Origin of the sequence: Janthinobacterium sp. SUN211 (assembly GCF_030587315.1) — a bacterium.
GTDB lineage: Bacteria > Pseudomonadota > Gammaproteobacteria > Burkholderiales > Burkholderiaceae_D > Janthinobacterium > Janthinobacterium kumbetense.
The window spans coordinates 248,272-274,975 of sequence record NZ_JAPWIC010000008.1 but is presented as its reverse complement, the minus strand read 5'-3'; the positions used below and the strand labels follow the sequence as shown (position 1 = coordinate 274,975).

The following is a 26,704-nucleotide window of genomic DNA, read 5'->3' as shown; positions in this document are numbered from 1 at the left end:
CCTGATGACCATAGCAAGTTGGTCCCACCCCTTCCCATCCCGAACAGGACCGTGAAACAACTTTGCGCCGATGATAGTGCTGCAACCAGTGTGAAAGTAGGTTATCGTCAGGCTTGTTATTCGCAGTAAGAGAAAAACCCGCTCAGCAATGAGCGGGTTTTTTTTCGTCTTGCGCTTCCTTGCTGTTCCCCCCTTCCGCTTTCGTTCATTCACCACGGGTGCATAAAATACAACATTCTTCGATATTTGCATAAGTGCTTATATAAATGCTGTTACTATCGCTACATGAAACAAGAAAGCAGCAGCCACTCCCTGACAACCCACGAGGAAAGCGATGATGGACAGCACCCTGAGCATGGCAACGAAGAAATCCCCCTTGGCGCGCCTGATGGCCTATCCCCTGGTGCAGATTGTGCTGGGGATGGTTCTCACCTTTGCCGCTGTACCGCTGGTGATGGGCCTTGCTTCCCAGCTGGTGGACAAGCCTTACCGCATCCTGTGGCCGCAGTTACTGGCGGCGGTACTGGTGTGGTTTGGCTACCGCTTCTATGTGAGGCGCATCGAAAAACGCCAGCCGACTGAACTGGCAATGCCGGGCATGGCGGGTGAGCTGGGACGTGGATTGCTGCTTGGCGCCGGGCTGGTCGCCCTGACCTTCGGTGTGCTGGCTGCGCTGGGCGTGTATCAGTTTAGCGGCGTCAACGCCCTGAGAATCTTGTTGCTGCTCCCTCTGGCCGAACTGGTGCTGGTTGGCATGGCCGAGGAAATGATGTTTCGCGGCATCCTGTTCGGCGTGACGGCGCGTGCGCTGGGCAACAAGGCTGCCATCGTGATCTCATCCCTGGTATTTGCCCTGGCCCATTTGCCCAATGCCGGCTTTTCGCTGTTGGCGATCATCGCGCTTGTCGCGTATGGCGTGCTGCAGGCGGCGCTGTATATGAAGACGCGCCGGCTGTGGGTGTGTATCGGTACGCACGTCGGCTGGAATTATTGCGTCGGCCAGGTATTCTCCTCGACCGTATCGGGTCATGCGGCCACGGATGGTCTGCTGCGCGGCGAACTGGCTGGCAATGCCGTGCTGACCGGCGGCGCCTTCGGCGTGGAAGGTTCGCTGGTGACCGTCTTGCTGATCGGCGCCGTCGCCGCGTACGTGCTGCGCCTGGCTTTTGCCAGCGAAGCACGCACGTCGCGCAACTAGCCCGCTACTCCGGCCTGGAACCTTATTGTCCGGCGACTGCCGGCGTAGCGCCGCTCCTGGCGACCCACTCGATCAGCGCATCGACGGCCGCGCGGCCATTGCCATTACCCACCAGGTCGCTATTGATCATGGCGACCACCACGCATTGCTGGTTGTTGGCGTCGGGCACGTAGCCGGCGATGGCCACGACATTTTTCAAGGTGCCCGTCTTGATGCGGGCCCGCGCGGCGGCCGGGCTGTTCAACAGGCGCTTGCGCATGGTGCCGTCCAGCGCCACGATGGGCAGGCTGGACTGGAACTCGGGCGCCCATGGGCTTTGCTGCATCGCCTGCAAGACGCCGGCCATTTGCGCCGGCGCAATGCGTCCCGTGCGCGACAAGCCGGAACCGTTGTCGACCAGCATGCCCTGGGTGTCGATATGGTGCCGCTGGAACCATTCCTGGATAACTTGCCGCGCCCGGCTGGCCGTATCTTCCGGCGCCGCCATGGCGACGGGGCGGCTGCCCAGCCAGCCATCGCTCTGCAAACTGCCCAGGCTCAGGAACAGGGTACGGGCGAGGGTGTTATCGGAGGTCTTGTTGATATCGCGCAAGACCTCCGGCAAGGCGCGCGCCACGTGGTCGGCCAGCATGCGCGTGCCGACAGGTTCGGCCGTCGGCGGCAAGCCCGTGCCCGGTGCTTCGCGCACCGTGCCCGTGATCGTGCCCCCGAGGCGTTTCCAGGTGGCACGGAACAAGCGGTCCGCATAATCGTTGCGATCGAGCACATTGATGCTGGTGGCCTTGTTGCAGTTTTGCGGGAAGGTGCCATGCAGTATCACCTGCAGCTTGCCGCTCGCATCGCGCCGGTATTCGGGCGGGCGCCAGCCATCTTCCCATTTGGCGCAACTGCCCTTGACCAGTTTCATGTCGCTCGTGATGCTGACATTCTCCAGCGGCGGCTGCATCTGGAAGCTCAATTGCCGTTCCGTCGCACTGATGTTGATATCGATCAGATTGGTGTTCAGCAATAAGGCATCGGGGATGACGTTGTAGCGGAACTCGGCCGACTCGTCGAAGGGCGCGGCGCCGATGTCGGGCCGGGCCGGCTGGAACAACTGGCGGTCGAGAATCAGATCGCCCTTGATTTTGACGATGCCCTGGTTGCGCAGGGTTTGCAGCATGTGCGCGAGCACGTCCGCATTGAAATCCGTATCGGCGCCGCCGCGCAGGATCAAGTCGCCCTTCAGCACGCCATTGATGACGTCGGCACTGGTGCGCAGCTCCGTGCGGCCGCGGAAGATGGGACCGAGCTGCTCCAGGCCCACGGCCGTCGTCACCAGCTTCATGGTGGAAGCGGGCTGCATGCTGCGTTCGGCGCCATGCGACAGCACGGTGGTGTTGCCGCGCAAGACGATGGCGCCCATGGCGTCTTCCGGGATATTCGCGCTGCGCAGCAGCAGGCTGACGGATTCGGGCAATTGCGCGTGGGCGGTCGACAGGCCCAGACCCGCCAACAGCGCAGCCATCAGAACAGGACGTAACATGGTGCTCCTTAGTGGAAAAAGACGTAGGCAACGAAGACGGCCGTGATCACGCCGGCCAGATCGGCGATCAGGCCGGCCGTGATGGCATAGCGCGTCTTGCGGATGCCGACGGAACCGAAATACAGGGCCACGATATAGAAGGTGGTGTCGGCCGAGCCCTGGAAGACGCAGGCCAGGCGGCCGACAAACGAGTCGACGCCATAGGTATTCATGGCGTCGATCATCATGGCTTTCGAGCCGGAACCGCTGAGCGGCTTCATCATGGCCGTCGGCAAGGCGGGCACGAAGTCCGTATTGATGCCCAGGTTGGCGAAGAACCAGTTCATGCCGCTCATCAGGAAATTGAACACGCCCGCGTTGCGGATCACGCTGATGGCCACCAGCATGCCGACCAGGTAGGGAATCACGGTGATCGACGTCTGGATGCCGCCTTTCGCCCCTTCGATGAAGGCGTCATACACGTTCACCTTCTTGCGCAGGGCGCCGATGATGAAGATGGCGATGACGCTGATCAATACCAGGTTGCTGACGACCTTCGAGACCAGCTCGATTTCCTGTTTCGTCAGGTATTGCGTGAAATACCAGATCATGGCGACGATGGCGCTCGTCATGCCGCCCATCCAGCCCAGCACGACCCTGTTGAGCAAGTTGATGCGTTGCTTGATGGACACCGTGATGATGCCGACCATGGTGGCCACATAGGTGGCGATCATGCAGGGGATAAAGATGTCGGACGGGTCGGCCGCGCCGAGGATGGAGCGCTGCGCCATGATGGCCAGCGGAATCAGGGTCAGGCCCGAGGTGTGCAGCACCAAAAACATGATTTGCGCATTCGTCGCCTCTTCCTTGTTCGGGTTCAAGGTTTGCAGGCTTTCCATGGCTTTTAAACCGAACGGCGTGGCCGCGTTGTCCAGGCCCAGCAGGTTGGCCGAGAAATTCATCACCATGTGGCCCGTGGCCGGATGGTCTTTTGGAATTTCCGGGAAGATGCGCGAAAAGAAGGGCGCGATCACTTTCGCCAGCCAGCCGACGATACCCGCTTTTTCGCCGATGTTCATGATGCCGAGCCACAAGGTCATCACGCCGGCCAGCGGCAGGGCGATATCCATCACGCCCATGCGCGCCGTCTCGAAGGTGCCGTCGATGATGCGCTTGAAGATATCGGTATCGCCGAGAAACAGCCACTGCAGCACTGCGGCCAGGAAGCCAACGAGGAAAAAGCCGGACCAGATGTAATTAAGTGCCATATGCGATCAGTTCTGTGTGTCGGGAGTAAAAAATGTCTGCAAACAAAGTATAGGGGCAGCCCGATACGAGTTGATGAAAGAATGCAGCAATCGCATGCCAAAAAGTTATAAGCTGGCAGCCTGTTTTCATTGGCGCCCCGTAGCTTGCCCGCGTAGTGTGGGGGATGCCTGTCGCTAATCGCTGTTCGTTACCTTGTCTGCACTGGATCACTGATGATGTTTTTACGCAAAACCGCCTGCGCCGCCGGCCTGGCCCTGTTGACGCTGTTGAATGTACCGGCCCACGCCGCCGATGCTGCGTCCGCCAGCACTTCCCGCGCGAACAAGACCCTGCACTTGTTTTTGAGCACCAGCGAGACGGGCCTGGACCCGGCCGTGGCGTCCGACTTGGCCAGCCTGAACTTGATGGAAAACATCTTCGATCCGCTGCTGCGCTATGACTACCTGGCGCGCCCCGTGCAGCTGCAGGGCAATACGGCGCGCGCCATGCCGACGGTGGAAGATGGCGGGCGCACGTACACCTTTCACTTGCAGCCCGGCATCTTCTTCACACAAGATCCCGCTTTCAAGGGCCAGCCGCGCGAAGTGACGGCGCAGGATTATGTCTACAGCCTGACGCGCCTGTATGACCCCAGCCTGAAGTCGCCGTGGTTATTCTTGCTGGAAGACAAGCTGGTGGGCGATGCCGCCCTGAAAACCAAGTTCAGCTACGACACGCCGATCGCCGGCTTGCAGGCGCTGGACAAATACACCCTGCGCATCCGCCTGAACGGCGTCGATCCGAACTTCCTGTTTTACCTGGCCATGCCGGCGACAGCCGTGGTGGCGCGCGAAGTGGCCGAAGCGTACCCGGCGGCAGGACAGATCGGCAACCACCCCGTGGGCACGGGGCCGTTCCTAGTGAAGGAGTGGAAGCGCAGCGACAAGATCGTGCTGCAGGCCAACCCGACTTTCCGTGCCACCGTGTTCCATACGGAGGCCAAGGCGCTGGCCGCCTTGCCGGTCGATGCGCGCGCCATCGCCACCGCGCTGGAAGGTCAGCGCTTGCCGCTGGTCGAGCGCATCGAGGTGCGCATCGTTGAGGAATATCAATCGCGCATGCTGGGTTTTTTGAAGGGCGAATTCGATTACCTGGAGCAAGTGCCGGAATCGATGACGGACATGGTGCTGGAAAACGGCGCGCTGAAACCGGCATTGGCCGCCAAGGGCTTGCAGCTGACGCGCTTTCCCGTGCTGCAAACGTATTACATGTGGATGAACATGGACGACCCCGTGCTGGGCGGCATGAGCAAGGGCAAGCTGGCCCTGCGGCGCGCCATCGCCCTCAGCTACAACGGCCGCGAAGATATCGCCCTGCTGAAAAAAGGACTGGCCTTGCCGGCGCAGTCGCCGCTGCCGCCGAATGTGCTCGGCTACGACAAGCAGTACCGCAGCCCCGTCGGCTACGATCCCGCGCTGGCGCGCGCCTTGCTGGACCGCTTCGGCTACAAGGCGGGCGCCGACGGTTTCCGCACCCAGCCGGACGGCACGCCCTTGCTGCTCACCATGCATACGGAACCGAGCACGGTGGGACGCTTGCGCGACGAATTGTGGCGCCGCAACCTGAACGCCATCGGCGTGCGCGTGGAGTTTAAAAGCGACAAGAAGACGGAAATCATCAAGGCCTCGCGCCTGGGCAAGGTGCAGATGTTCGAGACCAACTGGATCGCCGACTTCCCCGATGGCGATAACTTTATGCAATTGTTGTACGGCGGCAACGTTGGCCGCGCCAACTATGCCCGCTTTAACTTGCCCGATTACAATAAACGCTATGAGGAGGCGCGCCTGCTATCCGATACGCCGCGCCGACGCAGTCTGTACTTCGACCTGTTTCAGCTGATCCACGCTTATACGCCGTGGGTGTTGCTGACGCATCCCATCTCTGCCGACCTGCAGCAACCGTGGCTAAAAAACTACAGGCGCCACCCCGTGGAATTCACGTCCTGGCGCTATCTGGACGTGGATAAAACCAGGGCTAGCCCCGCAGGCAAGTGACCATGTCGCTGAAAAGGGCATTCATTCCAAAAAGTTATGGTTAGGAAAGCATTTTTCATTGGCTGGGCCCGGATGCATCGCGCTACTCTGAAAATGAAAACAAATAAAGTCATGCGCAAATGTCATAAAAAAATGTACTGCGAGACAGACAGTTGCGACGTGAAAAAAAACAGCCTGACTTGAGAACTCAAGTTTCGATTGCCCAAATAAAGGAGAGACCCGTGAAATTGAAGAAGCTAGCGCAATTGGTGGCATTGATGGGGGTGGTGGGACCGGTGATGGCACAGGAAGCGGCGGCGCCAGCAATGCAACGGGTCGAAGTCACGGGCAGCAGCATCAAGCGCGTCGCCAAGGAAGGCGCGCTGCCGGTGCAAGTCATCACCTTTGATCAGATCGAAAAGCAGGGCATCACGACGACCGAGCAACTGGTGCGCACCCTGTCGGCGAATGGCACGGGCGCCGATAACATGACTTCGGGCAATAACGTGTTTGGCGCCGATGCCGACCGTGTCAGCGGCGGCGCCTCGTTCGCCTCGCTGCGCGGCCTGGGACCGTCGAGCACCCTGGTGCTGTTGAACGGCCGCCGCATCGCCACGCATGGCGCCAGCGGCAAGTCGGTCGACCTGAACTCCATTCCGCTGGGTGCAATTTCGCGTGTGGAAATCCTCAAGGATGGCGCTTCGGCCATCTACGGCACGGACGCCATCGGCGGCGTGATCAATTTCATTCTGAAAACCAATTACAGCGGCGTGGAAGCGTCCGTTTCCACCAACGATACGCAGGCAGGCGGCGGCGCCACGCGCCGCGCTTCGCTGCTGGCAGGCACGGGCTCGCTGGAAAGCGATCGCTACAACATCATGGCCAGCCTGACCGTCGACAAGGCGCAGCGCCTGAACGGCAGCGACCGTTCCTTCGTCAACGGCTACCAGCCGGGCCGTGGCCTGTCGCCCGATACCACGGGCACGCCGTTCGCCAACCAGATGGCGGGTGCCGGCACGGCGCTGGGCGCCTCGTTCCAGCTGCCCGGCGACGCGAATAAATACCTGCAAGCCAATCCGTTGAGCTTCCAGGGCAAGTGCGACAGCATCGCCGGCATGTCGCAGTACCAGACGGAGCTGTGGAAAGACGTGACCTCGCCGCTGCGCACCAAATATTCCTGCGCCTACGACTATGGCGCCGACTATGTGCTGCAATTCCCCGTCGAACGGGCCAATCTGTTGTCGCGCGGTACGTTCCAGCTGGCGCCAGACCACCGCATGTTTGTCGAAGTGCTCGGTTCGCGCACCAAGGCCACGGCCATTTTGACGCCGATGCAGGTGCAGGCGACCGTCGCCAACAAGAATCTGTATCCGGTCGGCGGCGCGTATTACCAGGACCTGTCGGCCTACATCCCGTCGTTCGACAAGACCAAGCCGATTTCCTACAAATGGCGCGCCAATGACGTGGGGAACCGCACGCAGGAAAACACGACCGACAATGCCCGCGTGCTGGTGGGCTTTGAGGGTAACTTTGGCAAGTGGGATTACAAGGCCGGCATTTCGCGCGCCGAAAGCAGCACCAAGACCAAGCTGACGGATGGCTATTCCTATACGGACAAGCTGTACGCGGCATTGGCGACGGGCATCATCAATCCGTGGGTGGGCGCCGGCCAGAGCCAGACGGAAGCGGCCAAGCAATTGATCGAATCGACCAAGTTCCGTGGCGACTTCCAGCATGGCAAGACAACCCTGACGCAGATCGATGGTTCCGTTTCGGGCGAGCTGTTCCAGCTGCCGGCCGGTGCGCTGGCCATGGCAGCCGGTTTTGACTTGCGCCGCGAAGGCTACAGCTTCGGGCAAGATGTCGACGCCATCCAGATCCTGCTGGCGCCAGGCAATGCCGCATTGAAAGATGCCAGCCGTACCGTCAAGGCCGTGTATGCCGAATTGCTGGTGCCGGTCACGAAGGACCTGGAAATGCAGCTGGCCATCCGCCGCGATGATTACAGCCTGGTGGGCGCGACGACGAATCCGAAAGTGGCCTTCCGCTACCAGCCGATGGACTTCCTGCTGTTCCGTGGTTCGGCCAGCAAAGGTTTCCTCGCGCCAAGCTTCCAGCAGCTGTACTCCGGTTCGCTGAGCCAGGAATTGCCGAACGGCGTGATCGACCAGGAAGGCTGCGCCAAGCATCCGGGCGTGCCCGAATACTGCGCCATCGACCGCCTTGACTACAAGACGGGCGGCAATACCAACCTGAAACCGGAAACGTCGAAGCAGGGCAGCGTCGGTATCGTCATCGAACCGGTGAAGGGCTATTCCGCTTCGTTCGACTACTGGGCCATCAACACCAAGGACCGCATCCTGAACCGTACGCCGCAAATCGTGCTGACCAACTACCAGGCGCTGAACCAGTACATCCACCGCAATCCGGACGGCACCATCGAGTACGTGCAGGCGGGCTGGATCAACGCGGCAGGCAGCCGCGTGCGCGGGCTGGACGTGGGCTTGCGCGGCGAAGGCAAGATCCGGGACGCGAAATGGACGGCGACCCTGGATGGCACGTATATGGACAGTTTCAAGTTTGCGGAATATCAAGGCCAGGAATACCAGGAACTGGTCGGCAAGTTTTATACGCGCGACCTGTACCTGCGCTGGAAACACAATGCCAGCTTCGGCGTATCGCGCGGCGACTGGAGCGGTTTGCTGATCCAGAGTTTTTCGTCGGGCTACAAGGACCAGGTGCCGAATGGCGGCAAGGGCGCGCCGCCACCGGGCTTCAAGCCGGACGTGTCCAGCTACACGACGTATAACTTGTCGGGCACGTACACGGGCTTCAAAAATACCACCATCACCGTGGGCATCCAGAACTTGTTCGACCGCGATCCACCGTTCACCGCGCACAACGTGGATGAAGTGGTGGGCGCCGGCTGGGACCCGCGCGTGGCCGACCCGCGCGGCCGTTCGCTGTCGTTCCAGCTGAAGTACAAGTTCATGTAAGGCAACCATGCCGGCGGCGATCCCGCCGGCATGCTAACCTCGTGCGGCGGCGCCTGGCGTCGCCGTTTTTTATTCCAGGAAAGGGCCGCATGTCCAGTCAGACCAATCTCAGCCGGCGCCACTTCGGCGGCTTGCTGGCCGCCACCCTCGGGGCGGCAGGCACACCGGCATGGGTGGCGGCCGCGCAAGGGAAGGGAAAACGCATGCAACAGCAACACGCATTGATCAAACCGGCGCGCCTGCGCGACGGCGACCTGGTCGCCATCATCGCACCGGGCGGTTTTACGGATGAGGAGTCCATCGCCAAGGCCCAGCGCAATATCGAATCGCTGGGACTGCGCGCCAGCCTGGGCGCCAATATCCGTGCCGTGCACGGCAACTATGCGGGCACGGTGCAGCAGCGCCTGGACGACTTGCACGCCGCGTTCCGCGACCCGGACGTCAAGGCCGTGTGGGCCATCCGCGGCGGCTCCGGCTGCATTTCGCTGCTGGCGCTGCTCGACTACGGCTTGATCCGGCGCAACCCGAAAGTGCTGATGGGCTATTCCGACATCACGGCCCTGCACCTGGCCATCGGCCGCCAGACGGGCCTGGTAACGTTCCACGGCCCCGTGGCGTCATCGACGTTGTCCGATTACACGGTGACGCAGTTGCGCAATGTGCTGATGACGCCGCAAGACAATTACACGATCCCCATGGCGCTGGACAATCACCGCCGCGCGCAGACGCAGCCGAACTTCGCCATCCGCACCGTGCATGGCGGCCAGGCGACGGGACGCTTGACGGGCGGCAACCTGTGCATGGTCAGCGCGCTGGCCGGCACGCCGTATGCGGCCGATTTCCGTGAACACATCCTTTTCCTCGAAGAAATCAATGAAGTACCGTACCGCATCGACCGCATGCTGTGCCAGCTCGACCTGTCCGTGGGCTTCAACAAGGCGGCGGCATTGATGCTGGGCATCTTCGAGCATTGCGAGGCGGCCGAGGGCGATACGGCGCTGACCCTCGATGCCACCCTGGACCAGCATTTGCAGCCCTTGCGCGTGCCGGCCGTCAGCGGCTATTCGTTTGGCCACATCCGCCACCAGTTCACGATACCGATGGGCATCCTCGCCACCCTGGATGCGGACCGGCAAACCTTGACCTTGCTGGAAGCCGCCGTGAGCTAGTCTGTTCGTTCGCGCACGGCACAGTACGGGGATAGTCAGTATGCTAGGGGCATGTGCGGCAAGGCATCGGGCCATGCCGGCATCCTTGAACGGTTTGCTCATGATCAACCGCCGCGCCAGCGCCTACATTTTGAGCCACCCGCTGGCCTTCGTGCTGCAGGTGCTGAAGGGCTTTCGCGCCAACCAGGGCTTGCTGCTGGCGGGCGCCGTCGCGTATTACTCGCTGCTGTCCATCGTGCCTTTGCTGATGCTGGTTGTGGTGGCCCTGTCGCACGTGATCGCGCAGGACGAATTGCTGCAAACAATCGGCCATTACCTGGAATGGCTGGTGCCCGGGCAATCGAAGGCCATCGTGGCGGAAGTGGCGCATTTCCTCAACAATCGGGGCGTGATCGGCTGGCTATTGCTGCTGACCATGCTGTTTTTCAGTTCGCTGGCGTTTACCGTGCTGGAAAACGCCATGAGCGTGATTTTCATTCACCGCGTGGCCATCCGCCGCCGCCATTTCCTCATTTCCGCCGTATTGCCGTACTGCTACATCCTGTGCCTGGGCGTGGGCATCTTGCTGATCACCCTGGTGGCGGGCAGCTTGCAGGTGATGAGCGAGGAAAGCGTGCGCTTCTTGCGCCACGACTGGGGCCTGGAAGGCGTGTCCGGCGTGTTGCTGTATTTGCTGGGGCTGGCGGGTGAAATCCTCGTGCTCAGCTCGATCTACCTGGTCATGCCCGTCGGACGGCTGTCGATCACGCATGCGCTGATCGGCGGCGTGACGGCGGCCCTGCTGTGGGAAATCGCGCGCCATGTGCTGGTCTGGTATTTTTCCACCTTGTCGCAGGTCAATATCGTGTATGGCTCGATGACGACGGCCATCGTCGTCATGTTCAGCCTGGAAATAGGCGCCACCTTGCTGCTGCTGGGCGCGCAAGTGATTTCCGAGTATGAAAGGGTGGCCCGTGGCGGCGAAGAAGACAAGCCGCTGGCGCTAAGGACTTGATTTAAAAAGATTATTGCACTGCACAAAAAGCTGTGCTATACTCCGTTCAGTGATTGAGATTCGCTTGCGAATAGTCTCACTATCCAGGCTCAGCGCGGCGACCGACAGGTGTAATGTCGATGGCGTGACAGTGCGAAAGAGTGGATTTTTGTAATTCCGGATACGTTGGTCGATTTACACTTGGAGTCACCATGCAGATAGCATGGGAGTCCGAAAATCAGGAGGCACTTTGCAGATAGCACTGGCGTCCATGACACGATTAAAGCATTGGTAATACATTGGAACAAGCCCGCGTTTTAGCGGGCTTTTTTTCGTCTGTGGCTGGCGCCTTGGGCAACCTACTGCGCAGCCCGCTCTCGACTCGGCGTTACTCGCCGTACTTCAGTACGGCTGCGTTACTCAAGCCGATATCGAGCTTGCTCGCTACGGTTGCTCAAGGCGCCGAGACTTTTACCGCTTCACGCGCCTTCTTTCCTTGCTTATAAAGCTCTGGCGATGAGTATCTTCTGGATATCGCTGGTGCCCTCATAAATCTGGCACACGCGCACGTCGCGGTAGATGCGCTCGACGGGGAAGTCGGACACATAACCGTAGCCGCCGTGCACCTGGATGGCGTCCGAGCAGACTTTTTCCGCCATTTCCGACGCAAACAGCTTGGCCATGGCCGCTTCTTTTAAACACGGCAATCCCGCATCCTTCATGGCCGCCGCGTGGCGTATGAGTTGCCGCGCCGCTTCGATCTGCGTGGCCATGTCGGCCAGGCGGAATTGCACGGCCTGGTGTTCATAGATGGGCTTGCCGAAACTTTCGCGCTCGCGCGCATAACTTAACGCCGCTTCGTACGCGGCGCGCGCCATGCCCACGGCTTGCGAGGCGATGCCGATGCGGCCGCCTTCCAGGCCGGACAGGGCGATCTTGTAGCCTTGTCCCTCTTCGCCGATCATATTTTCCGCCGGGATGCGGCAATTCTCGAACAGGATTTGCGCCGTGTCCGACGAATGCTGGCCCATCTTCTGTTCCAGTCCCGCCACGATGTAACCGGGCGTGTTCGTCGGCACCCAGAAGGCGCTGATGCCGCGCTTGCCAGCCGCCTTGTCGGTCACGGCCATGACGATGGCCACGTCCGCATACTTGCCGCTGGTAATGAATTGCTTGGTGCCGTTGATCACGTAGTCATTGCCGTCGCGCGTGGCCGTCGTGCGCAGGGCGGACGCGTCGCTGCCCGTGTGTGGTTCCGTCAGGCAAAACGCACCCAGCATGGTCCCTTGCGCCAGCGGACGCAGCCATTGTTCCTTTTGCGCATCGTTGGCGTACATCATGGCGATGCTGCACACGGGGCAATTGTTGACGGAAATGATGGTCGAAGTGCCGCCATCGCCGGCGGCGATTTCTTCCAGCACCAGGGCCAGGGACACATAGTCGAGACCGGCGCCACCGAGCGCTTCCGGCACGGCCACGCCAAAGGCGCCCAGCGCGGCCAGTTCCTGCAATTCTTCTTTCGGGAAATGATGTTCCTTGTCCCAGCGGGCCGCGTTGGGCGCCAGGCGCTCGCGCGAAAAACTGCGCAGCGCTTCCTGGATCATGGTCTGTTCTTCATTGAGTATCATGGGACGTCGTCTCGTTTGTTTTTATCGTGAATTCAGGGAGTTACCAGCCGATAGGCTTGCCATCGTAGTTGCGGAACACGGCCTTGTCCGTGGCCGGCAGGCTGGCCAGGGTGGCGCGGATGCCGGCAGCGCTTTCCTCGGGGGAAATATCGGCGCCGGCGCCGCCCATGTCCGTGCGCACCCAGCCCGGGTGGAAAGCCACGCAGCTGACGCCTTGCGGGCCATGCACGAGGGCCGTGTCGATCAGCACGGAATTCAGGGCCGCCTTGCTGGCGCGGTACAGCGAACCGCTGGGATTGCCCCGCTCGCTCAGGGAACCCATGTGCGAGGACAGCACGGCCAGCTTGCCTTTCGCGTTGGCCACCAGCGGCGCCAGGATCGGCAGCAGCCGCATGGCCGCCAGCACGTTCGTGTGCATGACGAGGTCGAAATCGGCTTGCGCGGGGAAACCGTCGTGGCGGGGACCGTACACGCCTGCGTTGAGGATGGCCACGTCGAGCTTTTCATCGTCGAGTTTCCAGCCCAGGCCGGCACAGCCTTCCACGTCCGTCACGTCCAGCTGGTGCGCTTCCGCGCCCAGTTGCGCGAGGGCGTCGCAAGCTTCCGGTGTGCGGGCGGTGGCGATGACACGCCAGCCATCGTGACGGTATTGACGGACGATTTCGTGGCCGATGCCGCGCGAGGCGCCGATGATCAATGCGGTAGGCATATGTTTTCTCCCTGAAAATAAAATGAAAGGGCGCGCACCGTGAACTGCGGTGCGCGCCCGTGCTCAGGAAGAGCTTATACCAGTTCGATCGCCATCGCCGTCGCTTCGCCGCCGCCGATGCACAGGGCCGCCACGCCGCGCTTGCCGCCGGTTTTTTTCAGGGCGCCCAGCAGGGTGACGATGATGCGCGCGCCCGAGGCGCCGATCGGGTGGCCCAGCGCGCACGCGCCGCCGTGGATGTTGATCTTGCTGTGTGGAATGTCGAGGTCGTGCATGGCGGCCATCGGCACGGCCGCGAACGCTTCATTGATCTCGAACAAGTCCACATTGCTGCTGCTCCAGCCCGTTTTCGCGTACAGTTTTTTCACTGCGCCGATGGGGGCCGTGGTGAATTCGTTCGGCGCCTGCGCATGCGTGGCGTGGCCGTGGATTTTCGCGATGACGGTGCAACCGAGTTTTTTCGCCGTCGATTCGCGCATCAGCACGAGGGCTGCCGCGCCATCGTTGATCGACGAAGACGAGGCGGCCGTGATGGTGCCATCCTTCTTGAACGCCGCCTTCAAGGTGGGGATTTTTTCCAGGCGGGCTTTTTGCGGGCCTTCATCGATGCTGACGATGGTGTCGCCGCCGCGGCCGGACACGGTCACGGGCACGATTTCCCATTCGAAACTGCCATCCTTGGTGGCCGCTTGCGCGCGTTTCACGGATTCGATGGCGAAGGCATCCTGCGCTTCGCGCGTGAAGTGATATTGGCTGGCGCACTCTTCGGCAAACGTGCCCATCGAGCGGGCATTGCCCTTTTCATCGCGGCTGTAGGCGTCTTCCAGGCCATCCATCATCATGTGGTCATAGATCATGCCGTGGCCGATGCGGTAGCCGCCGCGCGCCTTCGGTACCAGGTAAGGGGCGTTGGTCATCGATTCCATGCCGCCCGCCACCACCACGTCGGCGCTGCCGGCGAGCAAGGTGTCATGCGCGAACATGGTCGTCTGCATGGCCGAGCCGCACATTTTCGACAGGGTCACGGCGCCCGTGGAATCGGGTAAGCCAGCCTTGCGCAAGGCTTGGCGCGCGGGCGCCTGGCCCTGGCCCGCCATCAGGCAATTGCCGAAAAACACGTGTTCCACGGCATCCGGCGCCACGCCGGCCCGTTCCACGGCGGCGCGGATGGCCACGGCACCCAGGTCGCTGGCGGTGACGTTGGCAAAGTCGCCCTGGAAGGCGCCCATGGGGGTGCGCGCGGCACCGACGATTACGACTGGATCATTCATGTTGGATCTCCGGTTAGGGGTGGGGATGATGACTGCATACAAAAACGCAGGTGCTGCGGATAAGGGAAGACGTCCTCGATGTGGCCGTCTTCGATGCGCTGTTTGCGCGCCTGCCAATATTGCGCCGTCAGCAGGTCGGCATGGTGCTGCATGAAATAGGTGCGGATACGGGGATTGCCCAGCAGGAAGGTACCGAATTGTTCGGGAAACACATCGTGCTTGCCGATGGGATACCAAGGTTCGGCCGACATTTCTTCTTCCTCCGTGCGCGCCTGGGGAATGACGCGGAACTGGCAATCGGTGATGTACTCGATTTCATCGTAATCGTAAAAAACGACACGTTGATGACGCGTGACGCCAAAATTTTTATACAGCATATCGCCCGGAAAGATATTCGCCGCCACCAATTCCTTGATGGCGTTGCCGTACTCGACGATGGCGTGTTCGACCAGGTCGTCGCGGCCTTCCTTCTCGGCATTGCTCAGCCACATGTTCAGCGGCACCATGCGCCGCTCGATGTACAGGTGGCGGATGATGATCTGTTCGTGGTCTTCTTCGATCAGCGAGGGGGCGAACTGTTTCAGCTCGGCCAGCAATTCCTCGGCAAAACGGGCGCGGGGAAAGGCCACGTTGGAATACTCGAGCGTGTCGGCCATGCGGCCCACCCGGTCGTGGTGTTTCACCAGCAAGTACTTTTGCTGGACTTGCGCGCGCGTGGTTTCCTTGGGCGGCGGGAAAAAATCCTTGATCACCTTGAAGACATACGGAAACGACGGCAGGGCAAACACGAGCATCACCAGGCCGCGGATGCCGGGCGCGCTTTCGAAGTGGTCCGACGAGTGTTTCAGATGCTGCAGGTAGTCGCGGTAAAACAGCGTCTTGCCCTGTTTTTGCAAGCCCAGTATCGTATAAATCTCACTGCGCGGCTTGCGCGGGAGCAAACTTCGGAGAAATTGCACGTAGGCCGACGGCACTTCCATATCGACCAGGAAATACGCGCGCGTAAACGAAAACAGCACGGCGATCTGCTGCTGCTCGAACAGCACCGTGTCGAGCACCAGCTTGCCGTGACGGTTGTGCAGGATGGGCACGACAAACGGATATTCGCGGTTGCCGTTGATGCCCTTGCCGACCAGATAGGCGCCCTTGTTGCGGTAGAACAAACTGGTCAAGACCTGGATCTGGTGGTTCGGTTCGATCCTGTCGCCGCCGAACAGCTGCTGCAGCCGCGCTTCCACCTGGGCCACGTCACGCTCCAGGTTGGCAAATGCGCAATCCAGCTGGAAGTGCGTCAGCATGCGCGTCAGGGTGTGGCGCAAACCGTCCTTGCCGGGGTAATACACGCGGTAGGTGGGGACCGGGTCTTGCGTTTCGATGTATTCCGTGGACACGACGGGACGCACGAAAATATAGTCGTTATTGAAATACGTGCGGTGCAGGATGTTGCAGCAGACGGAATTGAAGAAGGTTTCCGCCAGTTCCGGCTGCTTGTGTTCCGTCAGCATGCCGATGTAGTGCAGCTTGAGTTCGCGCCACACTTCATCGCTCAACTCCGACTCTTCGTACTCATCTTCGAGCATCTGCACGCATTCCTGCACGCGCTTGTCATAGAAGTCGATGCGTTCGCGGGCCGCCGTCTGTGCCGCGGCCCAGGCGCCTTGCTCGAAATACTGCTTGGCTTGCTGGCTGGTTTCGCGGAACAGGCGGTAATGCTTGTCGAAGCCGTCGCGGATGGTGCGCGCGATATCGAATGCAATCTGGGAAGAGAGCAATTTGGGGAAGGCAATGTGCGTCATAGCTGTGCTCGCATAAATAGCTCTTCACCCAGTCGATCGCCGCGCGCCCGTGCTTACTTGGTTTCCGCAAACAGTTCGCGGCCTATCAGCATGCGGCGGATTTCGCTGGTCCCGGCGCCGATTTCGTACAGCTTGGCGTCGCGCCACAGGCGGCCGGCCGGGAATTCGTTGATGTAGCCATTGCCGCCCAGGGCCTGGATCGCTTCGCCCGCCATCCACGTCGCCTTTTCCGCACTATACAGAATGGCGCCGGCCGCATCCTTGCGCAACTGGCGCACGGCTTCCGGCGTGGTGGCGCGGTCGCACGCCTGGCCCACGGCATACACGTAGGCCTTGCACGCCATCATGGTCGAATACATATCGGCCAGTTTGCCCTGCATCAATTGGAATTCGCCGATGGGCTGGCCGAATTGCTTGCGGTCATGCACGTAAGGCACGACCAGGTCCATGCAAGCCTGCATGATGCCCAGCGGGCCGCCGGACAGCACGGTGCGTTCGAAGTCGAGGCCCGACATCAGCACGTTGACGCCCTTGCCCAGGCCGCCCAGCACGTTTTCGGCCGGCACTTCGCAATCCTGGAACACCAGTTCGCCCGTGTGCGAGCCGCGCATGCCCAGCTTGTCGAGCTTTTGCGCGATGGAAAAACCCTTGAAATTCTTTTCGATCAGGAAAGCCGTCATGCCGCGCGGACCCGCTTCCAGGTCGTTTTTCGCGTACACCACCAGCACGTCCGCATCGGGGCCGTTGGTGATCCACATCTTGGTGCCGTTCAAGACCCAGCGGTCGCCCTTGAAGTCGGCGCGCAGCTTCATGCTGACGACGTCCGAGCCCGCGTTCGGTTCCGACATGGCCAGCGCGCCGATGTGCTCGCCCGTGATCAGCTTCGGCAGGTACTTGGCCTTTTGTTCGGCCGTGCCGTTGCGCTTGATCTGGTTCACGCACAGGTTCGAGTGGGCGCCGTAGGACAGGCCGACGGAAGCCGAGGCGCGCGAAATCTCTTCCATGGCGATGATGTGCGCCAGGTAACCCATGCCGGCGCCGCCGTATTCTTCGCTGACGGTAATGCCGAGCAAGCCCATGTCGCCCATCTTGCGCCACAGGTCCATGGGGAACTGGTCGGTGCGGTCGATCTCGGCCGCGCGCGGCGCGATTTCGGCGGCGGCAAATTGTTGGATCGCTTCGCGCAGCGAGGCGATGTCTTCGCCGTGGTCAAAGGTCAAGCCTGGGAGATGGAGCATGTCGTCCTCGTCGTTATAAGTGTGGCGGTCATGGATGCCGGGTCAGTGAAGCTATGATACTCAGTTGTGACGTTTACGTAAACGTAAAGCGATGCGCATGAAGTGATGCGCGCGGCCTGCGCCGCCGCATCGCTGCCTAGCTGGTTTGCGCCTGATCCAGGTTCAAGTCCGCCAGCATGTGCGCGCAAGCGTCTTCATGCGCGCTGATTTCCGCCAGTGCCATTTCGATATCGATGCGCTGCTGTTCCAGGGTTTGCCGGTGCTGCGCCAGCACGCCCAGGAAGCGGTCCATCTGCGCGCGCGTGTCCTTCGGCGACTCGTACATGTCGACCAGGCTCTTGATCTCCGACAGCGCCAGGCCCAGGCGCTTGCCGCGCAGGGTCAGTTTCAATCGGGTGCGGTCGCGCGGCGTGTAGACGCGGCTGCGCCCGCCCGCGCCTTCGCGTTTCGGACTGAGCAAGCCCTGGTCTTCATAGAAGCGGATGGCGCGCGCCGTGATGTCGAATTCCCGCGCCAGTTCGGTAATGGTATAGGTCGTCATTGCTGCGGGCGGTGTCGGTTGCATGGGTGGTCGGTCGCTGGATGGGGGCTGCAGGGTAATGGGGGGCAAAGTGCCGTTTACGTCAACGTCAATACTATTGTAGCGTGCCCTGCCCGTGCTGCAACAAAGAAAAAAGAGGATGTAGACAGGGGAATTTGGCGAATAAGGCAACAGTTACTGAAAATAAATTGATTCTTCTGGCGCAAACGCGCTTAAGATCGAGAGTTGGTGGCCAAGATGACACCAAAAAGAGCTTTCCTGGCATAACAGCGACATTCTTTTCGCTGCGATGGCAGTAAAATTTTTCGGGCGCAGATTCTTTCCAACCGGCACGATCAAAAAACAACGTTTCACTCTGAGCACGTTGTTCGAATCGTTTCCATGTTGGAAACAAAATGGCCCTTCTGAAAACTTTGTCTACAAGAAATTGTATGACATGGGCATTGCGTACATCGGTAGAGGAGGGCATTATCCGATACCGTACGTTGTAATGCCAAACCGAGGCTTTGAATCGTGCTGCAGTGCGAAAATCAAGGCCAGCCGCGAATTTGACCCGAAGCCACGCAGAATCACAAGAGAAAATTCGGCCCACTTTTCTACCCGGAAAGCCCGGCCGGAGTGTTAATTGTTAATTGATGCTCTTTTCAAATGTAACATTCTGTATGGTCATTCAAGAAACTGACTTTCATGTTACAACATGAAATAGTACACCTATGAATTCTTCTAACGAACGCGAAAGCTTCAGCCAGCGACTTCAGTTGGCTCTCAAAAACGCCCATTATTCTCCAGACAGCCCGACCAGACTGGCCCGGGAATTCAATATCCGTTTCGACGGGCGCCCGATTACCGTGCATGCAGCTAGGAAATGGTTAGTAGGTGAAGCAATTCCGACGCAAGAGAAATTGCGCATGATTGCCCAATGGTTGGGCGTTCCGGCGGAATGGTTGCGTTTTGGCGGCCCGGAAAGCGCCACGCCGAATGGCGAAGCGGGCAGCGCTTTGTCGCGGTTTGAGTCCGCCGATGTGAAATTAATTGCCGATTTGCAAAGATTAGATGAACATCATCGTCAAATCGCGCGAGAATTTATTCGCATGCTGGTCAGAGTCAACTACCAAAAGTAAGCATTCAGGCCATCCCCGGCCGGCGCCGTCAGCCTTTCGCTGGCGGCGCTCTTCCTGTCCTTTTATTTGCGCAACGTCATACTGGAGACATGATTTTGTCGCACAATAAGACCTCGCATGTTGCGCTGCAGCGGAATTATTTGACAATAATCCCGCACGCAGCGGCGCAGCGGCCAATACCAGCGCATAATCACATCAGAAGCAGCCAGTTCATCCACTACGGAGCCGAGCATTTGAGCCGTCTTATGAAAAGTAACTACAGCAATACCGCGCAGCTGAAGGACTTGATGACCGTGCCCCCCATGACTGCCGCGCAACATGCGGAAGTGATGCGCAAACGGATCGCCCACCGCAGGATGGTTGAAGAAGCCAGGGATTTGAAGCAGGCCAGTGCCGTTCAGTTTGAGAAGCGTTGAATTGGCGGTAGCAAGCGGAGAGGGCTAGCCAGGCGTGCCGTCGCTGGGGGGTTTCAAACCATTCCAGCGCGGCGCCAGGGCGTGCTCGATGCCGAGCAGGTCGATGACGCGCGCGACCGTATGGTCGACCATCTCCGCAATGCTGTGCGGGTGGTGATAAAAGCTGGGTAAGGGGGGGAAGATGATGCCGCCCATTTCCGTCACGGCCGTCATATTGCGCAGGTGCGCCAGGTTGAACGGCGTTTCGCGCACCATCAAAATCAGGCGGCGGCGCTCCTTGAGCACCACATCGGCTGCCCGCGTGATCAAATTATCCGACAGGCCATGGGCCACGGCCGCCAGGGTCTTCATTGAGCACGGTGCGACGACCATGCCATCCGATTGAAACGAGCCGCTGGCGATGCTTGCGCCGATATCGCGCAGCTTGTGCACCACGTGCGCCTGCGCTTCGATGTCCTTGCGCCCCACGCCCGTTTCCTGGTGCAGGGTCAGTACGGCGGCATCCGACAAGACCAGATGCGTCTCGACGCCGGGGATGGCGCCGAGCAATTGCAGCAGCCGCAAGCCATACACGGCGCCCGTGGCGCCCGTGATGGCCACGACGATACGGCGCGGCCGCTGCTGTTGACTATCAGGCATCGAGCAGGGACTTCAGTTCGCCCGATTCAAACATTTCATTCATGATATCGGAACCACCGATGAACTCGCCTTTGACATACAGCTGCGGAATGGTCGGCCAGTTCGAGTAATCCTTGATGCCTTGGCGCACTTCCGGGTCATCCAGCACGTTGACGGTAGCGATGTTTTCCACGCCGCATGCTTTCAGGATCTGGATGGCGCGGCCGGAAAAGCCGCACTGCGGGAACTGGGCCGTGCCCTTCATGAACAGCACGACTGGCGTGTTCGTCACGGTTTCTTTGATCCAGGTTTGTACGTCGCTCATAGCTGCCTCTGATGGGTAAATAAATAGATGCCGTCATTTTATAAGAAAACGCCGGCACGGGTATGCGCTCAAGTCATAAATCGGGCAAGTCAGCCACGTTGACGCTTATAACTGTTTGCCCAAGCACACCGATTGTGCCGCGCCCACGTATTTGCCCCAGGCAACGACGGGTGCATAGCCGTGTTTGGCATAAAACGCCACCGCGCGGGTATTCGCCACGCGGGTGGACAGGTGCAGCCGCGCATAGCCGAAGCAGCGCGCCTGCGCTTCCACATGGGCCAGCAAGGCCGCGCCCACGCCACCTTGGCCGGGGCGCGCATACATGCGCTTGAGTTCTGCCGTGGCGCCGTCCGCCTCGCCCAGCGGGCGCAGGGCGGCACAGCCCAGCAGGTCACCGGCGGCATCGCGGGCAAGATAAAAGCCGCCGCGCGGCGTGGCCGCCTCGGCATCGAAGGAAGAACGGCCGCTGTCGCCATTGATGCGCAGCAATGCGTCCGACAATTCGTCGAGCAGCAGCTGGGCATCCGGGCCGGCCGCATCCGCCGCCAGGATGGTGATACCCTGCCTGGCGGCCACGAACTTAACCGCGCAGCTTGGCGAACGCGGCGGCCATGCTGCCGGCCGGTTCCGGCGCGTTGCGCGACTGCGACTGGTGCTGCGCCATGCTGCGGCGGTCGTTGCGGTCGCCACGCTGTTCCGGCTTGCTGCCCGCCTGCGGCGCGCTGTCCGTCAAACGCATGGTCAGCGCGATGCGCTTGCGCTTTTCATCGACTTCCAGCACTTTGACGCGCACGACTTGTCCAGCCTTGACCACCGTGTGCGGGTCTTTCACAAACGTGTTCGACAGGGCCGAGATGTGCACGAGGCCATCCTGGTGCACGCCGATGTCGACGAAGGCGCCAAAGGCGGCCACGTTGGTGACCACGCCCTCGAGAATCATGTCCGGACGCAAGTCGCGGATTTCTTCCACGCCTTCCTTGAAGGTGGCCGTCGTGAATTCCGGACGCGGATCGCGGCCCGGCTTTTCCAGTTCCTTCAAGATATCGGAAATGGTCGGCACGCCGAAGGTGTCATCCGCGTACTTGGCGGGGCTGAGGGTTTTCAGCAGGGCCGTTTCGCCGATGACGGCCTTGATATCCTTCTTGATATCGGCCAGGATTTTTTCCACCAGCGGGTACGATTCCGGGTGGACGGCGGACGCGTCCAGCGGATTCTCGCCGCCCATCACGCGCAGGAAGCCCGCTGCCTGTTCGTAGGTCTTGTCGCCCAGGCGCGGCACGGCTTTCAGCGCCGCGCGCGAGGTGAACGCGCCCTTCATGTCGCGGTAGGTGACGATGCTTTGTGCCACGCTGGCCGAGAGGCCGGAGACGCGCGCCAGCAGCGGTGCCGACGCCGTGTTCACGTCCACGCCGACGGCGTTCACGCAATCTTCCACCACGGCATCGAGCGAACGGGCCAGCTGGCTTTGACTCACGTCATGCTGGTATTGGCCCACGCCGATGGATTTCGGGTCGATTTTCACCAGTTCGGCCAGCGGGTCTTGCAGGCGGCGCGCGATCGACACGGCGCCGCGAAGGGACACATCCATGTCCGGCAACTCTTTCGAAGCGAACTCGGACGCCGAATACACCGACGCGCCCGCTTCCGAGACGACGATCTTCGTCATCTTCGCTTCCGGATGCTGCTTGATCAAATCCTGCGCCAGCTTGTCCGTCTCGCGCGAGGCGGTGCCGTTGCCGATGGAAATCAGGGACACATTGTGCTTGGCGGCAAGACGGCCCAAGGTATGCAAGGAACCATCCCAGTCGTTCTTCGGCTGGTGCGGGTAGATCACGGCCGTGTCGACCACTTTACCCGTGGCATCGACCACGGCGACCTTGACGCCCGTGCGCAAGCCAGGGTCCAGGCCCATGGTGGCGCGCTGACCGGCCGGCGCGGCCAGCAGCAGCGCTTTCAGGTTGGTGGCGAAGACATTGATGGCGTCGAGTTCCGAGCGTTCGCGCAGCGCGCCCATCAGTTCCGTTTCCAGGTGCATGAAGCTTTTCACGCGCCAGGTCCAGCGCGCCGTATCAAGCAACCATTTGTCGGCCGGACGGCCCTGTTGCTTGATGCCGAAACGGGCGGCGATGCGGCCTTCGCACGGGTTGTGCGGCGCATCCCATTTCGGTTTTTCCGCTTCCGTATCCAGGCGCAGGGTGACGTCGAGGATGCCCTCGCGGCGGCCGCGCAGCAGCGCCAGCGCGCGGTGAGATGGCACTGTGGAAATGGTTTCCGAGTAATCGAAATAATCGGCGAATTTTTCGCCTTCGTCCTGCTTGCCTTCCACCACTTTCGATTCGACGATGCCGTGTTCCTGCACGTATTCGCGCAAGGTTTGCAGCAGGGTCGCATCTTCGGCGAAACGCTCCATCAGGATCTGGCGCGCGCCGTCGAGGGCCGCCTTGGTGTCCGCCACGCCCGGGTTGTTGCCGTCGGCACTCGTGAACGCTTCGCGCAGGAACTTGCCCGCTTCCATTTCCGGCGTCAGTTCCGGATTGTCCAGCAAGCCGTCGGCCAGCGGCATCAAGCCCGCTTCGATGGCGATCTGCGCCTTCGTGCGGCGCTTTTGCTTGTAGGGCAGATACAAGTCTTCCAGGCGCGTCTTGTCTTCCGCGTGCATGACGGCGTCCAGCAGCTCGGGCGTCATCTTGTTCTGTTCCGTGATCGAGGCCACGATGGCGGCGCGTCGCTCTTCCAGCTCGCGCAGGTAGCGCAAGCGCTCTTCGAGCAGACGCAGCTGGATATCGTCGAGGCCGCCGGTCGCTTCCTTGCGGTAACGGGCGATGAAGGGCACGGTGGCGCCTTCGTCGAGCAGTTCGATGGCGGCGGCAACCTGCACCGGTTTGGCGGCAAGTTCAAGGGCAAGACGTTGTTCGATAGTGGGCAGCATGGTTGTTTCCAGAGCGATCAAGCCTGGAATGATACGCAATCGGCGCGATTGCGCAATCTTGACAGCGCAAATGGACTGTGCGTTGACAACAGCGTCAGCGGGCCGGCAGCAGCGGGCTGGCGGGCGTCGCCGGCGGCGGGCGCTGCGGCGTGACGGATTTGCCAAAGGCATTGCCCATGCGGTGTTCGAGGGCGGCGCGGTTGTACAGGCCCAGCTGGTTCGATGGGCGCTGCATGATCGCTTCCGCGCCGGACAGGGCGGGCGGCTGCCGGTTCACAGTGTTGCTATTTGGCAATAGTTTTTCATTCAAGCAAGACATCGATTGCGCGCGCTTGCCATTGACTTCCACTTCCACGCAACCCTTCTCGGGCGCGGCCGCCTTCACGACGACGGTGTGCTCGTCCGCCTGTGCGGACAGGGCGGCGCAGGCCAGCAGCAATAGTGATAACAGGCGTGCCATGGTGGCTCCCGGAACGGTGGATCAGGCGTTCAGCATAGCAAGATCATATGTCGCGGCGATGACACAGGCCGGCATGCGGGCCGATGCCATGTCATGCAGTTGTCATTTTATGAAGCTACCATCTTGCCATTCTGCAGACAACATTGCAGTCAAGACACTTCATGAGCAGGATTTTTCGTTGATTCCCCTGGAAAATGACACTAAGCCACCGCCGCGCCGCAACGGGCAATGCCCTGTCCGCCTGCTTGCTGATGACATTCATGACATTGATGACATTCGTGCGGCCGGCTGCGGGTGCGGACGGTGCTGACGCCAGCGCGCACGCGACCCTGCGCTTCGACTTGCCCGCCCAGCCGCTCGATGCGGCCCTGGTGGCGTTTGGCGAAGTGACCGGGTATTCCGTGCTCGTCAGCAGCCAGCTGGCGGCCGGTCGCGTTGCCGCGCCCGTGCGCGGCGATTACACGCCGGCCGAAGCGTTGCAGCGCTTGCTGGCAGGCACGCAGCTGGGCGCGCGCTTCAGCGGCAGCAACGCGTTTACCTTGCTGGCGCTGGCCGACGCCCCCGTGGCGCCGGCGCCCGTGCCGGCCGAGGCCGCTCCTGCCGCACTACCGTTGCAAGGCTATGCGGCCATCCTGCAGCGCTCGCTCACGCGCGCCCTGTGCCGCTTGCATCCGGACGCCTTCGGCCGCTACCGCCTGGCTTTCCAGCTGTGGCTTGACGAGCGGGGCAAGGTGCGCGCCGTACACGTGCTGGAGCCGAGCGGCGTGGAACAGCGCGACCGCGCCGTGCTGCAGCGTTTGCGCAGCCTGCTGATGGATGGCGCGCCACCGGCGGGCTTGCCGCAGCCGCTGACGATTTTATTGACGCCGCGGCCCGATCCGGATGCCGACTGCGCGCCCTACCTGCTGGCCGGGGCGCCCTGACCATGCCGGAATTGCTCAAGACCACCTTGCGCAAGCTGTTCCTGGAACGCTACGGACAGTTTCGCCGCCACTTGCAGCGCCGCCTGGGCTCGGAAGACCTGGCCAATGACGCGCTGCATGAAACGTATTTGCGGGTCGAACGGATGAATGCGCCCGAGGCCATCAGCTACCCGTCCGCCTATTTGATGCGCATCGCCATCAACATTGCGGAAGATCAACGCCGCGACAATGCGCGCCTGCTCAGCTTGCCCGACATCGACGACCTGTACGAGATGGCCGACGAGCTGGCCGACCCGGCCCGCACCTTCAGCGCGCGCGCCGAACTGGAAGAACTGGAACGGGCCTTGCAGGAGTTGCCGAAACGCCGGCGCGCCATCGTCATCGCCGCCCGCGTCGACCAGTTGCCGCACCGCGATATCGCCGAGCGCTTCGGCATTTCCGCCCGCACGGTAGAGAAAGAATTGCGCGCCGGCCTGGAACATTGCTGCGAGCGCATGGGACGCGATTTCATTCAGCGCTTCGGTCCCGGCGCGGGAAAAACGTCTAAACATCATGACTGAACAAGCGGAAGACGACATGAGTGTCATCCAGAAGGAAGCGCAGGCGTGGGTCGTGCGCCTGGCCTCGGGCCAGGTCAGCGAGCGCGATGCGCAAGTGTTTCGCCACTGGTGTGCGCGCAGCCGCAAGCATGCCAACGCGTTTGCCGAGGCGCGCGCCGTGTGGGGCGCCATGGCGCCGGCCGCGCGCGCCGTCAAGCGGGCGCAGGCGCCTGTCAACACGGCTCGGCGCGCCTGGCTCGGCGGCGCCGTGGCCGCCTCGCTGGGCTTGCTGGTGCTGCGCCCGCCCATGGACCTGTGGCCGGCCGTCGCTGGGCTTGCCGCCGACTACGCCACGGGCACGGGCGAACAGCGCGAAGTGGCGCTCGACGGCGGCGTGCTGGTGCAGATGAATACGCAGACGCGCCTCGACGCGGCGCCCGTGCAGGACGGCGCCGCGGCGCTGGTGCTGCTGGCGGGCGAGGCGGAATTCCAGGCCGGCTTGCGCGGCGCGGCGCGCGTGCGCGTGCAGGCGGGCGACGGCACCGTGTCGGCCGGCAGCGCCCGTTTCAATATCCGCCTGTTCGGCCAGGAAGTGTGCGTGACGTGTTTGGCGGGCCGCCTGCGCGTGGCGCAGGCGGGCAACGATGCGGAACTGGCGGCCGGCCAGCAGCTGCGTTACCGGCCCGAGCATTTCGGCATCGCCCGCGCGGTGGCCAGGGGCGACGTCAGCGCGTGGCGCCAGCGCTTGCTGGTATTCAAGCAAAGCACCCTGGCCGAAGTGGTGGATGAGGTGAACCGCTACCGTCCCGGCAAGCTGATCCTCAATGGCGACGCCTTGAAACTCACGCGCGTGCAAGCGAGCTTTTCGCTCGACCGTCTCGACGACGTGATCGCCCTGATCCAGGACGCGTATGGCGCGCGCGTGACGCGGCTGCCGGGCGGCATCGTGCTGTTTGGCTAGCGATGCACGCCGATGGCATGCCGCCAATTATGACATTTTCATGACCTTTTGCAGTCCCGGACCTTGTTCCCTGTCAATGCTGCTGGAAGCCGCGAATCAGTGCCTGCC

At 61.4% G+C, this 26,704-nt stretch carries 24 protein-coding genes and 1 rRNA gene; 11 read left to right on the top strand and 14 right to left on the bottom strand.

Going from position 1 to position 26,704, the window contains the following annotated elements:
- Both rrf and O3301_RS24140 read left to right on the top strand, forming a co-directional pair.
- A 5S ribosomal RNA gene (rrf, locus tag O3301_RS24145) occupies positions 1-113 on the top strand.
- 221 nt (positions 114-334) lie between these two features.
- Positions 335-1,198, top strand: a complete 864-nt coding sequence (locus tag O3301_RS24140; protein ID WP_305057706.1) for a CPBP family intramembrane glutamic endopeptidase — start codon at positions 335-337, stop codon at positions 1,196-1,198.
- Positions 1,199-1,220: 22 nt separating this feature from the next.
- Here O3301_RS24140 and dacB read toward each other — a convergent pair whose 3' ends face one another.
- Together dacB and O3301_RS24130 are read right to left on the bottom strand one after the other, a co-directional pair.
- Positions 1,221-2,723, bottom strand: a complete 1,503-nt coding sequence (gene dacB / locus O3301_RS24135; RefSeq protein WP_305057705.1) for a D-alanyl-D-alanine carboxypeptidase/D-alanyl-D-alanine-endopeptidase — start codon at positions 2,721-2,723, stop codon at positions 1,221-1,223.
- A gap of 8 nt (positions 2,724-2,731) precedes the next feature.
- Positions 2,732-3,970 carry a nucleoside recognition domain-containing protein gene (locus O3301_RS24130; protein ID WP_034753725.1) on the bottom strand — a complete coding sequence of 413 codons (1,239 nt, stop codon included), beginning with the start codon at positions 3,968-3,970 and terminating at the stop codon, positions 2,732-2,734.
- A 216-nt stretch (positions 3,971-4,186) separates the two neighbouring features.
- Here O3301_RS24130 and O3301_RS24125 point away from each other — a divergent pair, with 216 nt between their 5' ends.
- The 4 genes from O3301_RS24125 (at position 4,187) to O3301_RS24110 (ending at position 11,142) form a co-directional block, all read left to right on the top strand.
- The gene (locus O3301_RS24125) at positions 4,187-6,004 is read left to right on the top strand and encodes an ABC transporter substrate-binding protein (protein ID WP_305057714.1); all 1,818 of its coding nucleotides are present in this window, start codon (positions 4,187-4,189) and stop codon (positions 6,002-6,004) included.
- 221 nt (positions 6,005-6,225) lie between these two features.
- Positions 6,226-8,979 (top strand): TonB-dependent receptor, encoded by a 2,754-nt coding sequence (locus O3301_RS24120; RefSeq protein WP_305057704.1) that lies wholly within the window; start codon positions 6,226-6,228, stop codon positions 8,977-8,979.
- An 89-nt stretch (positions 8,980-9,068) separates the two neighbouring features.
- Positions 9,069-10,148: an LD-carboxypeptidase gene (locus O3301_RS24115; RefSeq protein WP_305057703.1), complete on the top strand. Its 1,080-nt coding sequence runs from the start codon at positions 9,069-9,071 to the stop codon at positions 10,146-10,148.
- Positions 10,149-10,221: 73 nt separating this feature from the next.
- Positions 10,222-11,142: a YihY/virulence factor BrkB family protein gene (locus tag O3301_RS24110; protein WP_289907052.1), complete on the top strand. Its 921-nt coding sequence runs from the start codon at positions 10,222-10,224 to the stop codon at positions 11,140-11,142.
- 479 nt (positions 11,143-11,621) lie between these two features.
- Here the strand turns inward: O3301_RS24110 and O3301_RS24105 are convergent, their stop codons facing one another.
- The 7 genes from O3301_RS24105 to O3301_RS24075 form a co-directional block, all read right to left on the bottom strand.
- Positions 11,622-12,749, bottom strand: a complete 1,128-nt coding sequence (locus tag O3301_RS24105; RefSeq protein WP_289914075.1) for an acyl-CoA dehydrogenase family protein — start codon at positions 12,747-12,749, stop codon at positions 11,622-11,624.
- A 40-nt stretch (positions 12,750-12,789) separates the two neighbouring features.
- A complete protein-coding gene (locus O3301_RS24100; protein ID WP_305057702.1) occupies positions 12,790-13,458 on the bottom strand; it encodes an SDR family oxidoreductase in 669 nt (222 codons plus the stop codon).
- Between the two features lie 74 nt (positions 13,459-13,532).
- Positions 13,533-14,729 carry an acetyl-CoA C-acyltransferase gene (locus tag O3301_RS24095; protein WP_099666058.1) on the bottom strand — a complete coding sequence of 399 codons (1,197 nt, stop codon included), beginning with the start codon at positions 14,727-14,729 and terminating at the stop codon, positions 13,533-13,535.
- Positions 14,726-16,525 (bottom strand): bifunctional isocitrate dehydrogenase kinase/phosphatase, encoded by a 1,800-nt coding sequence (aceK, locus tag O3301_RS24090; RefSeq protein ID WP_289919792.1) that lies wholly within the window; start codon positions 16,523-16,525, stop codon positions 14,726-14,728. The genes O3301_RS24095 and aceK overlap by 4 nt, the downstream gene beginning before the upstream one ends.
- A 53-nt stretch (positions 16,526-16,578) precedes the next feature.
- Positions 16,579-17,763 carry an isovaleryl-CoA dehydrogenase gene (locus tag O3301_RS24085; RefSeq protein WP_077398251.1) on the bottom strand — a complete coding sequence of 395 codons (1,185 nt, stop codon included), beginning with the start codon at positions 17,761-17,763 and terminating at the stop codon, positions 16,579-16,581.
- A 136-nt stretch (positions 17,764-17,899) separates the two neighbouring features.
- Entirely contained in the window at positions 17,900-18,304 is a 405-nt protein-coding gene (locus tag O3301_RS24080; protein WP_251351570.1) for a MerR family DNA-binding transcriptional regulator, read from the bottom strand.
- Positions 18,305-18,398: 94 nt separating this feature from the next.
- The gene (locus O3301_RS24075) at positions 18,399-18,773 is read right to left on the bottom strand and encodes a hypothetical protein (RefSeq protein WP_305057701.1); all 375 of its coding nucleotides are present in this window, start codon (positions 18,771-18,773) and stop codon (positions 18,399-18,401) included.
- A 244-nt stretch (positions 18,774-19,017) separates the two neighbouring features.
- On the opposite strand from O3301_RS24075, the gene O3301_RS24070 reads away from it, so the two are divergent.
- Positions 19,018-19,425: a hypothetical protein gene (locus O3301_RS24070; RefSeq protein WP_034753756.1), complete on the top strand. Its 408-nt coding sequence runs from the start codon at positions 19,018-19,020 to the stop codon at positions 19,423-19,425.
- An 89-nt stretch (positions 19,426-19,514) separates the two neighbouring features.
- Entirely contained in the window at positions 19,515-19,841 is a 327-nt protein-coding gene (locus O3301_RS24065) for a hypothetical protein (protein WP_289900578.1), read from the top strand.
- Between the two features lie 24 nt (positions 19,842-19,865).
- Here the strand turns inward: O3301_RS24065 and O3301_RS24060 are convergent, their stop codons facing one another.
- The 5 genes from O3301_RS24060 to O3301_RS24040 form a co-directional block, all read right to left on the bottom strand.
- Positions 19,866-20,480 (bottom strand): UbiX family flavin prenyltransferase, encoded by a 615-nt coding sequence (locus O3301_RS24060; RefSeq protein ID WP_305057700.1) that lies wholly within the window; start codon positions 20,478-20,480, stop codon positions 19,866-19,868.
- Positions 20,473-20,784: a Grx4 family monothiol glutaredoxin gene (grxD, locus tag O3301_RS24055; RefSeq protein WP_034753766.1), complete on the bottom strand. Its 312-nt coding sequence runs from the start codon at positions 20,782-20,784 to the stop codon at positions 20,473-20,475. Before grxD ends, O3301_RS24060 begins: the two co-directional genes overlap by 8 nt.
- Before the next feature lie 105 nt (positions 20,785-20,889).
- Positions 20,890-21,360 (bottom strand): GNAT family N-acetyltransferase, encoded by a 471-nt coding sequence (locus O3301_RS24050; RefSeq protein WP_305057699.1) that lies wholly within the window; start codon positions 21,358-21,360, stop codon positions 20,890-20,892.
- A gap of 4 nt (positions 21,361-21,364) precedes the next feature.
- On the bottom strand, positions 21,365-23,713 hold the full coding sequence (locus tag O3301_RS24045) for a Tex family protein (RefSeq protein ID WP_289900562.1): 2,349 nt from the start codon (positions 23,711-23,713) through the stop codon (positions 21,365-21,367).
- A 94-nt stretch (positions 23,714-23,807) separates the two neighbouring features.
- Positions 23,808-24,173, bottom strand: a complete 366-nt coding sequence (locus O3301_RS24040; protein WP_305057698.1) for a hypothetical protein — start codon at positions 24,171-24,173, stop codon at positions 23,808-23,810.
- A gap of 260 nt (positions 24,174-24,433) precedes the next feature.
- Between O3301_RS24040 and O3301_RS24035 the strand changes: the two genes are divergently transcribed.
- The 3 genes from O3301_RS24035 to O3301_RS24025 are packed head-to-tail and all read left to right on the top strand — an operon-like array spanning position 24,434 to position 26,596.
- On the top strand, positions 24,434-25,096 hold the full coding sequence (locus O3301_RS24035) for a secretin and TonB N-terminal domain-containing protein (RefSeq protein ID WP_180278660.1): 663 nt from the start codon (positions 24,434-24,436) through the stop codon (positions 25,094-25,096).
- 2 nt (positions 25,097-25,098) lie between these two features.
- A complete protein-coding gene (locus O3301_RS24030) occupies positions 25,099-25,656 on the top strand; it encodes an RNA polymerase sigma factor (RefSeq protein ID WP_035823145.1) in 558 nt (185 codons plus the stop codon).
- Positions 25,649-26,596, top strand: coding sequence for a FecR domain-containing protein (locus tag O3301_RS24025; protein WP_099666066.1), 948 nt, complete (start codon positions 25,649-25,651; stop codon positions 26,594-26,596). Before O3301_RS24030 ends, O3301_RS24025 begins: the two co-directional genes overlap by 8 nt.
- The last annotated feature ends 108 nt before the right edge of the window (positions 26,597-26,704 follow it).

Coding starts and splice junctions, on each gene's coding strand:
- O3301_RS24140 (WP_305057706.1), top strand. CDS start 335: ATGATGGACAGCACCCTGAGCATGGCAACGAAGAAATCCCCCTTGGCG.
- dacB (WP_305057705.1), bottom strand. CDS start 2,723: ATGTTACGTCCTGTTCTGATGGCTGCGCTGTTGGCGGGTCTGGGCCTG.
- O3301_RS24130 (WP_034753725.1), bottom strand. CDS start 3,970: ATGGCACTTAATTACATCTGGTCCGGCTTTTTCCTCGTTGGCTTCCTG.
- O3301_RS24125 (WP_305057714.1), top strand. CDS start 4,187: ATGTTTTTACGCAAAACCGCCTGCGCCGCCGGCCTGGCCCTGTTGACG.
- O3301_RS24115 (WP_305057703.1), top strand. CDS start 9,069: ATGTCCAGTCAGACCAATCTCAGCCGGCGCCACTTCGGCGGCTTGCTG.
- O3301_RS24110 (WP_289907052.1), top strand. CDS start 10,222: ATGCCGGCATCCTTGAACGGTTTGCTCATGATCAACCGCCGCGCCAGC.
- O3301_RS24105 (WP_289914075.1), bottom strand. CDS start 12,749: ATGATACTCAATGAAGAACAGACCATGATCCAGGAAGCGCTGCGCAGT.
- O3301_RS24100 (WP_305057702.1), bottom strand. CDS start 13,458: ATGCCTACCGCATTGATCATCGGCGCCTCGCGCGGCATCGGCCACGAA.
- O3301_RS24095 (WP_099666058.1), bottom strand. CDS start 14,729: ATGAATGATCCAGTCGTAATCGTCGGTGCCGCGCGCACCCCCATGGGC.
- aceK (WP_289919792.1), bottom strand. CDS start 16,525: ATGACGCACATTGCCTTCCCCAAATTGCTCTCTTCCCAGATTGCATTC.
- O3301_RS24085 (WP_077398251.1), bottom strand. CDS start 17,763: ATGCTCCATCTCCCAGGCTTGACCTTTGACCACGGCGAAGACATCGCC.
- O3301_RS24080 (WP_251351570.1), bottom strand. CDS start 18,304: ATGACGACCTATACCATTACCGAACTGGCGCGGGAATTCGACATCACG.
- O3301_RS24075 (WP_305057701.1), bottom strand. CDS start 18,773: ATGCCCTCCTCTACCGATGTACGCAATGCCCATGTCATACAATTTCTT.
- O3301_RS24070 (WP_034753756.1), top strand. CDS start 19,018: ATGAATTCTTCTAACGAACGCGAAAGCTTCAGCCAGCGACTTCAGTTG.
- O3301_RS24065 (WP_289900578.1), top strand. CDS start 19,515: ATGATTTTGTCGCACAATAAGACCTCGCATGTTGCGCTGCAGCGGAAT.
- O3301_RS24060 (WP_305057700.1), bottom strand. CDS start 20,480: ATGCCTGATAGTCAACAGCAGCGGCCGCGCCGTATCGTCGTGGCCATC.
- grxD (WP_034753766.1), bottom strand. CDS start 20,784: ATGAGCGACGTACAAACCTGGATCAAAGAAACCGTGACGAACACGCCA.
- O3301_RS24045 (WP_289900562.1), bottom strand. CDS start 23,713: ATGCTGCCCACTATCGAACAACGTCTTGCCCTTGAACTTGCCGCCAAA.
- O3301_RS24040 (WP_305057698.1), bottom strand. CDS start 24,173: ATGGCACGCCTGTTATCACTATTGCTGCTGGCCTGCGCCGCCCTGTCC.
- O3301_RS24035 (WP_180278660.1), top strand. CDS start 24,434: ATGACATTGATGACATTCGTGCGGCCGGCTGCGGGTGCGGACGGTGCT.
- O3301_RS24030 (WP_035823145.1), top strand. CDS start 25,099: ATGCCGGAATTGCTCAAGACCACCTTGCGCAAGCTGTTCCTGGAACGC.
- O3301_RS24025 (WP_099666066.1), top strand. CDS start 25,649: ATGACTGAACAAGCGGAAGACGACATGAGTGTCATCCAGAAGGAAGCG.